This window comes from Flavobacterium sp. CHNK8 (assembly GCF_019774515.1).
Lineage (GTDB): Bacteria > Bacteroidota > Bacteroidia > Flavobacteriales > Flavobacteriaceae > Flavobacterium > Flavobacterium tiangeerense.
In genome coordinates this window covers 1997635-2009883 of record NZ_CP081492.1, presented here as the reverse complement: position 1 = coordinate 2009883, position 12249 = coordinate 1997635, and the positions used below count along the sequence as shown (strand labels likewise).

Sequence of the window (12249 nt, the reverse complement as noted above, 5' to 3'; positions counted from 1 at the left end):
ATTTTATGCAATAATAAGTTTCAAATTGTATTTTTTTTAAATAAACGCCCTTGCAAATGGTACTTTTTAAGTTTTTAGTTATTTTTGCCAAATGAATATACTTGGAAAACTGATAATTATAGGTGGTGCTGTAGACAAAGGAAGTTTTACAGAAACTGATTTAGATAAAAATGCGAATACCAATTTAAATTTTTTTGAAACTGGAATTTTAAAAAGAATTCTTAACGAATCAAAGTATAAAGAGGAATCTAGAATAGAGATTGTTACAACGGCATCTGTAATTCCGCGTGAAATTGGTCCCGAATATGTAAAAGCTTTTACTTATTTAAATGCAAAGAACGTTGATATACTGACCATTGAACGAAGAGAGCAAGCAGCTGATCCCGAAGTTTTGGCACGATTAAAAGCGGCTGATATTGTAATGTTTACAGGAGGAGATCAATTAAGATTGAGTTCTATTTTGGGCGGAACTCCTTTTCACGATATGTTGCTTGATAAATATCATAATGAAGAGTTTATTTATGCTGGAACATCAGCAGGTGCAGCAGCAGCTTCAAACAATATGATTTACCAAGGCAGTAGCTCTGAAGCCTTGTTGAAAGGAGAAGTTAAAATAGCGAGCGGTTTAGGACTTATTGATGGCGTTATTATTGACACGCATTTTGTTCAGCGTGGGCGTATTGGTCGATTATTTCAAGCAGTTGTTGGGAATCCAAGAGTTTTAGGAATAGGTCTTGGAGAAGATACGGGTTTGTTAATTACCAATAATAAAGAGATGGAAGCCATCGGGTCTGGACTTGTAATTCTCGTGGACGGCCGAGAAATAAAAGATACTAATTTGACTAAAGTAGAATTGGGGCAACCCATTTCCATTTCGCATTTGGTCACACACGTAATGAGTAAGTTTGACACTTATAATTTGGATACACATAAAATGCACATTCAATCTTCGCATTATTTATAGATTCATCAGACTTAAATTCTAAATTTCATTATGAAACTAATTATACACGGCGGTTTTTTTTCGGAATCATCAACTTCAGATGATACTAAAATTGCAAAACAGAAAGCACTAGAAGAAATAGTAATGCGTTCTTATGAGTACTTAAAAACTCATACTGCAACAGAAACTGTTGTTTATGCAGTAACCCAACTTGAAAATGATACTCTTTTTAATGCAGGAACGGGTTCACAAATTCAAAGTGACGGAAAAATTAGGATGAGTGCTGCTCTTATGGATGGCGAAACACAAAAAATGAGTGGTGTAATCAATATAGAAGCTGTAAAAAATCCTATTGAGGTTGCAGCTCTACTGATGCATCAAGATGATCGAATTTTAGGAGGATCTGGAGCTACTAATTTTGCTAGAGCGAATGGGTTTGAGTATTTTTCGACAGAAATTCCGCAACGTAGAGCTGAATTTGAAGCCAAATTAAAAGCTACCGGAACAGGAACTGTAGGATGTGTAGCATTAGACCAAAATGGAAAAATTGCTGTAGCTACATCTACTGGTGGTAAAGGTTTTGAAATCCCAGGTCGAATTTCAGATTCGGCTACTGTAGCAGGAAATTATGCCAATGCCTTTTGTGGCGTAAGCATGACAGGAGTAGGAGAAGATATTGTAAGTAATGCTACGGCTGTAAAAATTGTTACCAGAGTAACTGACGGAATGCAACTAAAAGATGCTTTTGCTAAAACCTTCAATGAGTTACTACCTTATGATGGTTTTGCAGGTGCTATTGCTATAGATCACAACGGTACTATTTACCATCAAGATTCACATCCTAATATGGTTTATGCTAGTTTTGACGGAACCGAATTTGAGGTTTTTAAATAAATTAAAGCAACTTAAATGACATCCAAATAGGAATGTGATCAGATACTTTTCTAGCTTCTTCTAGTGAATTGAATTTATTGTAAAAATGAATTACTCCTGTATTTAAAAACGAAATTCGATTTGAATTGTAAAAGATATTGTCAAATTCTGACGCCAAACAATTGTTGTTTTGGCACTTCCTTTTCAAAGATGTTTTTTGGTTTTGTAACGCCGATTTATATCCTAATTTTTTTAGCGGGCCAAAAACAGAATGCGACTGTGGACAATTAAAATCACCTAAAAAAATCAAATTGAGATTGGAATACAAATTGGGTAAAAACTTGAAATGTTTGATTTCTGTTTCTGGCTGTCTACTTTTTGTAATGGCGTGAAAATTTACTAATGTGAATTGTTTTTTATCAAATTCAAAAGTGGCGTAATACGGTTCTCTATCTATTTCTAGATGGTATTTTTTTTCTAACCAAGGAGTTCCAATAAGTTTTACTCTGCTTGTTTTCCACAAAAAAGCATATCGCTCTGTTTTATAAGCGCTACTGGACGTAGGATTGCTGATGGAGTAATCCCATTTAGATCCTTTTCTATTTAGCTCATCTGCAAGCCTTGCCACTGCTTGTGCGCCACCGTAACCAGCAACTACTTCTTGTATGGCAATAATATCGTAATCTCTAGTGGTTTGTGCAATAAAATTGACGGTTTCATTGCTCTTTGATTTACCAAGATTTTCAATATTCCAAGAAATAACTTTGACTTGTCCAGTTAAAGACAACTGAACAAGTAAGAGTAAAAATAAAAAAATTGGTTTCAACGGTAAGTGTATTATAAGGATAAAAATCTTCGCAATTCTTAGTTTAGAATATCTTTTTTGGTTAACTGGATTTTAAAAAGGATCAGCAGTAACTCTAAATCTCATATTAGCTTTTACAGTAATATCCTGAGTCAAGGTTTCTTTTACAACAGCTCTAGTTCTAATAGTGTAAGATGGAGCTTTAACGTATTTGTCAAGTTTTGCCGAAGTGCACGTTAGGTTCAAAGTAGTGGCAGTTGAATTAATGTCTTCTAGAAATGCCAGTTCAATCTCGTCATTTGCATCTGTTGAAATAAACAATCGTATCGATTTTAGAAAACTAAATGATTTATTGCTAGGGTTAGTAATCGTTAATTTCAAATCAGTAATTTTCACATCCTTAACTAAATCGGCCTTCGTATTATTGTTTTCAAATGTGGCACTTGAATTTGTCGTAACATCAGGAGTAATAATTGTAAAAGCTGTTCCAACAGGAAAAGCACTGTCAATTTGTATACTTGTTTCATTGTCAATATTAAAAGTGAGTAAATCATCAATTACATTGCAAGAAGTTACTATTAATAACAATACAGCTATGGCTAAATAAATTTTTGTTTTCATAATTACATTTTGTGAATTTATTTTGGGATGTACGTAAATTTCTGTAGTATGGATTTTAGAAATTTAAAGTTTACAAGTTGAGAATAACATTGCAAGCAAATTAAATGAATATTTTTCAAAATTCAATTTTTCAATTCAAAATATAAAAAGTATTTTTGCGCATGCAACACAACGTACTTATTTTAGATTTCGGATCGCAATACACACAGCTTATTGCGCGTAGAGTTCGCGAATTAAATATATTCTGCGAAATTTTCCCATATAATCATTTTCCGAGTGATTTATCATCTTATAAAGCAGTAATTCTTGGAGGTAGTCCATTTTCTGTTCGCGCAGACGATGCACCCCATCCAGATTTATCTCAAATAAGAGGCAAACTTCCTTTATTAGCAGTTTGTTATGGAGCTCAATATTTATCTCATTTTAGCGGTGGTGAAGTAGCTGCATCTAATACAAGAGAATATGGTAGAGCTAATTTATCATTTATCAAGGAAGATGAGATTTTCTTTGAAGGTGTTTCTCCAAACAGCCAAGTTTGGATGAGTCATAGTGATAGTATCAAAGCTTTGCCAACAAATGGTGTAAAACTAGCCAGCACTCATGATGTTGAGTTTGCTGCTTACAAAATTGAAGGCGAAACTACCTATGCAATACAATACCATCCTGAGGTTTTTCACTCAACGGATGGTTCTAAAATGTTAGAGAATTTCTTAGTAAAAATAGCTGATGTTCCTCAAACCTTTACTCCAAATGCTTTTGTTGAAGAAATGGTATCTGAATTAAAAGAAAAATTACAGGACGATAAAGTTGTTTTGGGTCTTTCTGGAGGTGTAGATTCAACAGTAGCAGCAGTTTTATTACATCAAGCTATTGGTAAAAATCTATATTGTATTTTTGTAAATAATGGTTTGTTACGTAAAAATGAGTTCCAAAATGTATTAGATCAATACAAAGGAATGGGATTGAATGTAAAAGGAGTGGATGCTGGAGATCGTTTCCTCTCCGAATTAGCCGGTGTAAGTGATCCAGAAACCAAACGTAAAATTATAGGCCGCGTATTTGTAGAAGTTTTTGATGATGAGTCAAAAATTATCGAAGATGTAAAATGGTTGGCACAAGGTACTATTTATCCAGATGTAATTGAGTCGGTATCTGTAAAAGGACCTTCTGCAACGATAAAATCACATCATAATGTAGGTGGTTTGCCAGATTACATGAAATTGAAAATTGTGGAACCGCTCAGAATGCTTTTTAAAGATGAGGTAAGAAGAGTAGGTGCTTCATTAGGTATAGATCCAGAATTACTAGGAAGACATCCTTTCCCTGGACCTGGTTTGTCAATACGTATCTTAGGGGATATTACACCAGAAAAAGTACAAATTTTACAAGATGTAGATGCTGTTTTTATTGATGGATTGAAATCTTGGGGATTGTATGACAAAGTTTGGCAAGCAGGAGCAATTCTTTTACCTGTTAATAGCGTAGGAGTTATGGGTGATGAGCGCACGTATGAAAAAGTAATTGCATTGCGCGCCGTTGAATCTACTGATGGTATGACTGCTGACTGGGTTCATCTTCCGTATGAGTTTTTAATGAAAGTTTCAAATGATATCATTAATAAAGTTAAAGGGGTAAATAGAGTGGTTTATGATATCAGTTCAAAACCACCAGCAACAATTGAATGGGAATAGAACCAGTTCAATTAAAATAGCGTGATAATAAGCGCATAAGAATTAACGGTATCAGATTTTGGAATAAAATTTGATACCGTTGTTTGTTAAGGATTTAAAATTAATAAAAAAAGATGAAATATTTTTTAGCAGTATGCATGACAGCATTGTTGTTCAATTTGAGTACGCTTGCACAAAGTAAAGCTACAACTCACAAGGTTGAAAAAGGGGAAACTATCAATAGTATTGCTCAAAAATACAAAGTGACACCGTATGATATTTACCAGTTAAATCCAGATGTTCAAAAAGGATTGCAATTGAATAGTATTTTGTTGATTCCAAGTCCAAGTGCTAAAAAAGCTATTACTTTACCAGTAAAAAAAGAGGTAACTTCAACAAAACATGTCATGGCTCCAAAAGAGACTTTGTATGGAATTTTGAAAAAATATGATGTTACAACAGAGGAATTGCAAAAAGTAAACCCATTACTGGATGTTCAAGCTTTAAAAATTGGACAAGTTCTTGTGATTCCATCTAAAACGGCTTTAAAAAGTAATGTTCCTACGCAAGAAAAAGTGGTTAAACATATTGTTTTGGCTAAAGAAACTAAATATTCTATTGCGAATAAATACGGAATTACTATAGAAGAGTTAGAAAAGAAAAATCCTGAAATTGTATCTAATTTACCGATAGGTTACGAGCTAATTATTAAAGGAAATCCAGCCAAAATTGAAAAGTCAGTTATAGCAACTGAAGTTAAAAAAGAGTCTGTACAAATAGTTTCTAAACCGGTTTCTTCTAAAGTAAATTTTATAAGCTATTTTGTAAGACCAAAAGAAACGCTTTATAGTTTGTCAAAAATGTCTGGTTTAACTCAGGAAGAACTACTAAAAGAAAATCCAGCATTGGCTAATGGAGTAGAAGTAGGAATGGAGATCAAAATTCCAGAATCAGCTACTATCACACCGGTAGAAGCTATAAAAAAGGAATTTGCTGTCCTAACTAAGAAAAATAACGAGAGAAAGAAATTAGCCTTATTGTTGCCATTTAATGTTTCAAAAATTGAAAACGACACTGTAAATTCTATTACCGCACGCTTAAAGAAAGATAAATTTCTAAACATGACTTTAGATTTTTATTCGGGTGCTTTAATGGCAATTGATTCGGCAAAAACATTAGGGTTAAATGTAGAAATAAAAATACTAGATTCACAAGAATCTAAAAATAGTTCGGCCGTAGCAGCATTGACAAAAAGTAATAATCTCGAAGAATCTGACGCAATAATAGGACCATTTTATCAAGCAAATGTAGAGAAAATGGCAGAGCTTGTTTTGCAAAATCAAGTTCCAGTAGTATCTCCTTTGTCAAAAGAAAATGAAGTTAAATTTGCAAACATTTTCCAGTCGGTTCCTAATCCGGATGCAGTTAAGAATGCCATGTTTGACTACATGCGTACCAAAGGTGGGAATATGATTGCAGTTGTAGACAAGAAAAAAGGTTCAGTAATAAAGTTTATTTCAGACAATCACAAAGATGTGCGTTTTGTACCTCTTACCGCTACAGGGGGTGTATCTGCTGAGAGTATTAAAAGTTTATTAGTAAAAGACAAGATGAATTATGTAGTCATGGAAACCGAAAATACAGGCATGATCAAGGCTACACTTTCTGCATTAATGAGTGCTATGGCAACTTACAAAGTACAATTAGTTATTTTAGAACCTAATGAAACATTAGATACAGATGAAATTAATTTTTCAAGTTTAACAAAACTGAAACTGATGTATCCTGCTGTAAGCCGTGAAAATGAATCTCCAGAGGCTTTAATTTTTGAAAAAGAATACAAAAAGAAAAATAAAGTGTATCCAAGTGTTTTTGCAACAAGAGGATTTGATGTTACGTTTGATACGCTTTTGCGTTTGTCCCAAGGTAAAAAGTTTGAGGAAACAACCTTGGAAGTTACAACAGAGCAAGTAGATAATAAGTTTGATTACTCAAAAAACACCACGGGAGGGTATAGCAATAACGGAATTTATATCTTGTATTATGATACAGATTTAACGATTAAAGAAGCAAAGTAATGACATCAAGAGTAACATATTTAGGGGATTTAAGAACATCGTCGATTCATTTACAATCGGGTACAGAAATTCTTTCGGATGCACCAGTAGACAATAACGGAAAAGGGGAAGCTTTTTCTCCTACAGATACCGTTGCGAATGCATTGGCTACTTGCATGATGACTATTATGGGTATTAAAGCAAGAGATTTAAATGTTGATTTAAAGGGTTCTATTGCAAATGTTACTAAAATCATGAATGCAGAACCAAGAAGGATAGGTAAAATTGAAATCGCATTTGATATTTTTGGAACTCAAAATGAGAAAGAAAAAACAATATTAGAAAGAGCTGCCTTAACGTGTCCTGTCTTTTTAAGTTTGCATCCAGAAATAGAAAAAAGCATTTCGTTTAACTGGAAATAATACTTAGTAATCAATACATATAAAGCAAGAGATTTATTTCTTGCTTTTTTCTTTTTATAAAATGGATCAAAACCAAAAACAACTTATAAAACTGGCTCATACTAAAATGCCCTTTGGTAAATATGAGGGCTGGTTTTTAATTGAAATACCTGAATATTATATTGTTTGGTATGCCAATAAAGGCTTTCCAAAAGGTGAGTTAGGGCAACAATTACAATTGGTTTATGAATTAAAACTTAATGGCCTAGAGGATTTGATTCGGAATATTAAAAAAAAATATCCCAAACCATAGCATTTAAATTTTGCTTTTAAGTTATCAATATGGGTTTAATCCTTCCGTTTTTTAAACTATAAAATCTCAGAAGTATATGTTCTAATAGTCCAATTAAATTTGTACTTTTGCCACGTTTTTTTACACAACTACAACACAAAACTCAACAGAATGAATCAAACAAAATATATTTTTGTTACAGGAGGTGTGACTTCTTCTCTAGGAAAAGGAATCATTGCAGCATCTCTTGCAAAATTATTACAAGCAAGAGGATATCGTACAACTATTCAAAAATTTGATCCGTACATAAACGTTGATCCAGGGACGTTAAACCCTTATGAGCATGGAGAATGTTATGTTACAGATGATGGAGCTGAAACAGACTTAGACTTAGGTCACTACGAACGTTTTTTGAATGTGCCAACGTCTCAAGCTAATAATGTTACCACAGGTAGAATTTATTTGTCTGTGATTGAAAAAGAAAGAAGAGGAGAGTTTTTAGGTAAAACGGTACAAGTTGTGCCTCATATTACCAATGAAATTAAAGAAAGAATGCAGTTGTTAGGCAATTCTGGGGATTATGATATTGTAATCACAGAAATTGGTGGAACTGTAGGAGATATTGAATCCCTGCCATATATTGAGTCTGTTAGACAATTAGTTTGGGAGCTTGGAGAGCACAACGGTATTGTAATTCATCTTACCTTGGTTCCTTTTTTGGCTGCAGCTGGAGAATTAAAGACAAAGCCTACGCAGCACTCTGTAAAAACATTGATGGAAAGCGGTATTAAAGCGGACATACTTGTTTGTAGAACTGAGCACGAATTGTCAGAAGAATTGCGCAATAAATTAGCTCTTTTTTGCAATGTAAAACGTGAAGCGGTAATACAATCTATAGATGCTTCAACTATATATGAGGTTCCAAATTTAATGCTCGAAGAAGGATTAGATGTTGTAGCTTTGAAAAAATTAGATTTACCAAAGAAAGCAGCACCGGATTTAAAAAACTGGAACATTTTCTTAAAAAGATTGAAAAATCCTAAGCATACTGTCAACATTGGTTTGGTGGGTAAATATGTTGAAATGCAAGATTGTTACAAGTCTATTTTGGAGGCTTTTATTCATGCAGGCGCAGCCAATGAAACAAAAGTGAATGTAATTTCAATTCACTCGGAACACTTAGATGCTAGCAATATCAAAGAAAAATGTGCAAATTTAGATGGGATTTTAGTAGCACCAGGTTTTGGAGAAAGAGGAATAGAAGGTAAGATAGCTGCTGTACAATTCGCTAGGGAAAATAAAGTTCCTTTTTTCGGAATCTGTTTAGGAATGCAAATGGCGATCATTGAACAGGCTAGAAATATTTTAGGATATGCTGACGCCAATTCTACTGAAATGAATGAACATACAGCACATCCTGTTGTCAATTTGATGGAAGAACAGAAAACCGTTACTGATAAAGGCGGTACCATGCGATTAGGTGCTTGGAAATGTGACATCAAAAAAGATACACTTGCATACAAAATTTATGGAAAAGAAACCATATTTGAGCGTCATCGTCATCGTTATGAGTACAATAATGCCTATGTGAACCAGTTAGAAAATGCTGGATTGATATCCTCTGGAGTAAATCCTGAAACAGGATTGGTTGAAATTGTAGAGATTAAGGACCATCCTTTCTTTATAGGTGTTCAATACCATCCAGAGTACAAGAGTACGGTGGCAAATCCGCATCCTATTTTTGTTAATTTTGTAGCAGCTGCAGTTCAAGCAAAAAAAAAATAGTAAGGTTGTAGTGAAACATTTACTGAAACTTGCTACTAATAGATTAAACACTTTTAAATATTAAAATGGAACAAAAAAAATTTGACCTCAATTCAATTATCGGTTTTGCCTTAATTTTTGTAATCTTGATTTTTATCATGTATCAAAATCAACCAGATCCAAAGGTGGTTGCAGCAGAAAAAGCGCAAAAGGCATTGCAAATTAAAGAGGCAAAAGCAAAGGCTCTTGAAGTAAAAAAAGTTGAAATTGCTGCTCAAGCTGTTGCCGCAACTGGGGATACAACACAATTGGCACAATTAGAAAAATCTTTAGGTAGTTTTGCTTATTCTGCAACTTTGCCATCTGCAAAGGCTAGCGTAACAACAATTGAAAACGACTTGGTAAAACTTACAATTGCCAATAAAGGAGGATATATTGTTGAGGCTACTTTAAAAGAGTTTGAAAAATTTAAAAAAGGGTCAGGACAATTAGTCCAATTGATTAACGACAACAACGCTAGTTTGAATGTACAGTTGATCACTTTGGACAACCGCACTTTAAACACTAAAGATTTATATTTTGAATCATCATTAACAAAAATTGGTGCAGACCAAGTTTTGTCTATGAAATTAAAGGCTGGAGCCAATGAGTTTTTAGAGTATAAATATATTTTGAAACCAAATGATTACATGATTGGTTTTGATATTCGTTCTCAAGGTCTTCAAAAAGTGTTGAATACTTCAAAACCTTTAGATTTAGAGTGGAATTTAAAGGCAAATAGAAATGAAAAAAGTATTTCTTACGAAAATAAATATACTGAAATATATTTTGAGCACAAAGACGGTAAAATAGACTATGCTGGACTTGGAGCTTCTGAGAATGAGTTGCTTGAAAAACCTACATTTATAGCTTTCAAACAGCATTTTTTCTCAACTATATTAGTTTCTAAAACTCCATTTGAGAACGCCCAAGTAACATCAACTAACTTGATGAAAGATGAAAAAGTAGATACAACATTTACTAAATCATTTAAAGCAAATATTCCATTAGCGTTTACTAATGGTGAAATTGATCACAAATTAAGTTGGTACATGGGACCATCTGATTATAAAACATTGGCTAGTTATGATTTGAATTTAGAGAAAATTGTAACAATGGGTTGGGGAATCATCGGATGGATTAATCGTTTCATATTTGTACCATTATTTGATTTCTTAGGATCATATATTGCCTATGGTATTGCAATTATAGTTTTTACTATTTTGATAAAATTGGCTATGTCGCCTATAACTTTCAAATCTTTCTTGTCTCAAGCAAAAATGAAGTTATTGCGACCTGAAATTGCTGAATTGGGAGAGAAGTTCAAGAAAGATCCAATGAAAAAGCAACAAGAAACAATGAAGCTTTACAACAAAGCGGGCGTGAATCCTATGGCAGGTTGTATACCAGCATTGATTCAAATGCCTTTTTTGATGGCTTCGTTTCAGTTTTTCCCATCCGCATTTGAGTTAAGACATAAAAGTTTTCTTTGGGCAGATGACCTTTCATCTTTTGATGAAATTGTAAAATTGCCTTTTTACATTCCTTTTTATGGAAATCATATTAGTTTGTTTCCTATTCTTGCAGCGATAGCTATTTTCTTTTATATGAAAATGACATCTGGAGATCAGCAAATGGCAGCGCCACAACAAGAAGGTATGCCAGATATGGCCAAGATGATGAAGATCATGATTTACGTTTCGCCAATAATGATGTTGTTTTTCTTTAATAGTTATGGTGCAGGACTAAGTTTGTACAACTTTATATCAAACTTGGTTACTATATTAATCATGTTGGTAATTAAAAAGTATTTCATTGACAGTGATAAAATTCATGCACAAATTCAAGAAAACAAACTGAAAGAACCCAAAAAACAAGGTAAGTTTCAAAGAAAATTACAAGAAGTAATGGAACAAGCCGAAGCGCAAAAAGCATTGGACAAAAAGAATAAATAAATTAAATCTTTTAAAAACTCTCGAATTTTCGAGAGTTTTTTATTTTACTAAATAATTTAACCACCTTAAATTCGTTATAATCTAAAAAATTAACATGAAGATAATTTTAAAGAAAACACTTTTTGTTTTGATCTTTTTGAATTCGTATTTTTTCTATGCTCAAACCGATTTTAACAAATACGATGACAAAGGCAAAAAACACGGGTTATGGAAGGGAGTTTATGAAGAATCCAAAAGACCTCGTTATGAAGGAACATTTGATCATGGCAAGGAAACTGGTATTTTTAAATTTTATGATGATACAAAGGCCATGTCTGTTATAGCAACTCGTGAATTTAATTTAAAAAACAGTGCTGCTTACACAATATTTTTTGATCAAAAAAGCAATAAAGTCAGTGAAGGAAATGTGATAAACAAACTTTTTGAGGGACAATGGAAATATTATCACCAAGCCTCAAAAACCATTATGACTGTTGAGAACTATGTAAAAGGTAAATTAGAAGGTGTGCGCTCTGTGTATTATCCTAACGGTGCTATTGCCGAGGAAATTAGTTATAAAAATAATTCAAAAAACGGTCTCTATAAAAAAATTGCCGAAAACGGAGTTGTTCTTGAAGAAACATTTTATAAAGACAACATTTATAACGGTTCAGCAATTTTTAGGGAAGCAAGTGGATCAATTGCTTCTCAAGGGCAGTTTGTGAATGGAAAAAAAATGGGTATTTGGCAATTTTATGAAAAAGGAAAACTTGTCAAAGAAACAAATATGAGCCTGCAAGAAAAAAGTAAAAACACCAAAAACAATTAAAATATTCTTGGGAATTTCTAA

Annotated in this window: 11 protein-coding genes; 9 read left to right on the top strand and 2 right to left on the bottom strand. The window is 33.2% G+C overall.

Features of this window, described 5'->3' with window-relative positions; genetic code table 11:
- The first annotated feature begins 91 nt into the window (after positions 1-91).
- Both K5V07_RS08495 and K5V07_RS08490 read left to right on the top strand, forming a co-directional pair.
- Positions 92-964 carry a cyanophycinase gene (locus tag K5V07_RS08495; RefSeq protein WP_158730457.1) on the top strand — a complete coding sequence of 291 codons (873 nt, stop codon included), beginning with the start codon at positions 92-94 and terminating at the stop codon, positions 962-964.
- 30 nt (positions 965-994) lie between these two features.
- Positions 995-1837 (top strand): isoaspartyl peptidase/L-asparaginase, encoded by an 843-nt coding sequence (locus K5V07_RS08490; protein WP_221917122.1) that lies wholly within the window; start codon positions 995-997, stop codon positions 1835-1837.
- A gap of 1 nt (position 1838) precedes the next feature.
- Here the strand turns inward: K5V07_RS08490 and K5V07_RS08485 are convergent, their stop codons facing one another.
- Together K5V07_RS08485 and K5V07_RS08480 are read right to left on the bottom strand one after the other, a co-directional pair.
- Entirely contained in the window at positions 1839-2642 is an 804-nt protein-coding gene (locus K5V07_RS08485) for an endonuclease/exonuclease/phosphatase family protein (RefSeq protein ID WP_221917121.1), read from the bottom strand.
- Positions 2643-2714: 72 nt separating this feature from the next.
- Positions 2715-3242 (bottom strand): hypothetical protein, encoded by a 528-nt coding sequence (locus tag K5V07_RS08480; protein ID WP_221917120.1) that lies wholly within the window; start codon positions 3240-3242, stop codon positions 2715-2717.
- A gap of 161 nt (positions 3243-3403) precedes the next feature.
- On the opposite strand from K5V07_RS08480, the gene guaA reads away from it, so the two are divergent.
- From guaA to K5V07_RS08445, 7 genes are all read left to right on the top strand, one after another.
- Positions 3404-4933 (top strand): glutamine-hydrolyzing GMP synthase, encoded by a 1530-nt coding sequence (gene guaA, locus K5V07_RS08475; RefSeq protein WP_221917119.1) that lies wholly within the window; start codon positions 3404-3406, stop codon positions 4931-4933.
- A gap of 113 nt (positions 4934-5046) precedes the next feature.
- Complete coding sequence (locus tag K5V07_RS08470; RefSeq protein ID WP_221917118.1) at positions 5047-6990, top strand: LysM peptidoglycan-binding domain-containing protein; 1944 nt, start codon at positions 5047-5049, stop codon at positions 6988-6990.
- Positions 6990-7391 (top strand): OsmC family protein, encoded by a 402-nt coding sequence (locus tag K5V07_RS08465; RefSeq protein WP_144894235.1) that lies wholly within the window; start codon positions 6990-6992, stop codon positions 7389-7391. Before K5V07_RS08470 ends, K5V07_RS08465 begins: the two co-directional genes overlap by 1 nt.
- 61 nt (positions 7392-7452) lie before the next feature.
- The gene (locus K5V07_RS08460; protein WP_144894236.1) at positions 7453-7683 is read left to right on the top strand and encodes a DUF3820 family protein; all 231 of its coding nucleotides are present in this window, start codon (positions 7453-7455) and stop codon (positions 7681-7683) included.
- Positions 7684-7833: 150 nt separating this feature from the next.
- Positions 7834-9447 carry a CTP synthase gene (locus K5V07_RS08455; RefSeq protein WP_182651582.1) on the top strand — a complete coding sequence of 538 codons (1614 nt, stop codon included), beginning with the start codon at positions 7834-7836 and terminating at the stop codon, positions 9445-9447.
- 65 nt (positions 9448-9512) lie between these two features.
- Positions 9513-11420, top strand: a complete 1908-nt coding sequence (yidC, locus tag K5V07_RS08450; RefSeq protein ID WP_144894238.1) for a membrane protein insertase YidC — start codon at positions 9513-9515, stop codon at positions 11418-11420.
- Positions 11421-11514: 94 nt separating this feature from the next.
- Positions 11515-12228 carry a toxin-antitoxin system YwqK family antitoxin gene (locus tag K5V07_RS08445; protein WP_221917117.1) on the top strand — a complete coding sequence of 238 codons (714 nt, stop codon included), beginning with the start codon at positions 11515-11517 and terminating at the stop codon, positions 12226-12228.
- Positions 12229-12249 lie beyond the last annotated feature (21 nt).

Bases quoted from the DNA above. Each gene is read 5' to 3' on its own strand.
- K5V07_RS08470 (WP_221917118.1), top strand. From the start codon at position 5,047: ATGAAATATTTTTTAGCAGTATGCATGACAGCATTGTTGTTCAATTTG.
- yidC (WP_144894238.1), top strand. From the start codon at position 9,513: ATGGAACAAAAAAAATTTGACCTCAATTCAATTATCGGTTTTGCCTTA.
- K5V07_RS08480 (WP_221917120.1), bottom strand. From the start codon at position 3,242: ATGAAAACAAAAATTTATTTAGCCATAGCTGTATTGTTATTAATAGTA.
- K5V07_RS08495 (WP_158730457.1), top strand. From the start codon at position 92: ATGAATATACTTGGAAAACTGATAATTATAGGTGGTGCTGTAGACAAA.
- K5V07_RS08490 (WP_221917122.1), top strand. From the start codon at position 995: ATGAAACTAATTATACACGGCGGTTTTTTTTCGGAATCATCAACTTCA.
- K5V07_RS08460 (WP_144894236.1), top strand. From the start codon at position 7,453: ATGGATCAAAACCAAAAACAACTTATAAAACTGGCTCATACTAAAATG.
- K5V07_RS08465 (WP_144894235.1), top strand. From the start codon at position 6,990: ATGACATCAAGAGTAACATATTTAGGGGATTTAAGAACATCGTCGATT.
- guaA (WP_221917119.1), top strand. From the start codon at position 3,404: ATGCAACACAACGTACTTATTTTAGATTTCGGATCGCAATACACACAG.
- K5V07_RS08455 (WP_182651582.1), top strand. From the start codon at position 7,834: ATGAATCAAACAAAATATATTTTTGTTACAGGAGGTGTGACTTCTTCT.
- K5V07_RS08445 (WP_221917117.1), top strand. From the start codon at position 11,515: ATGAAGATAATTTTAAAGAAAACACTTTTTGTTTTGATCTTTTTGAAT.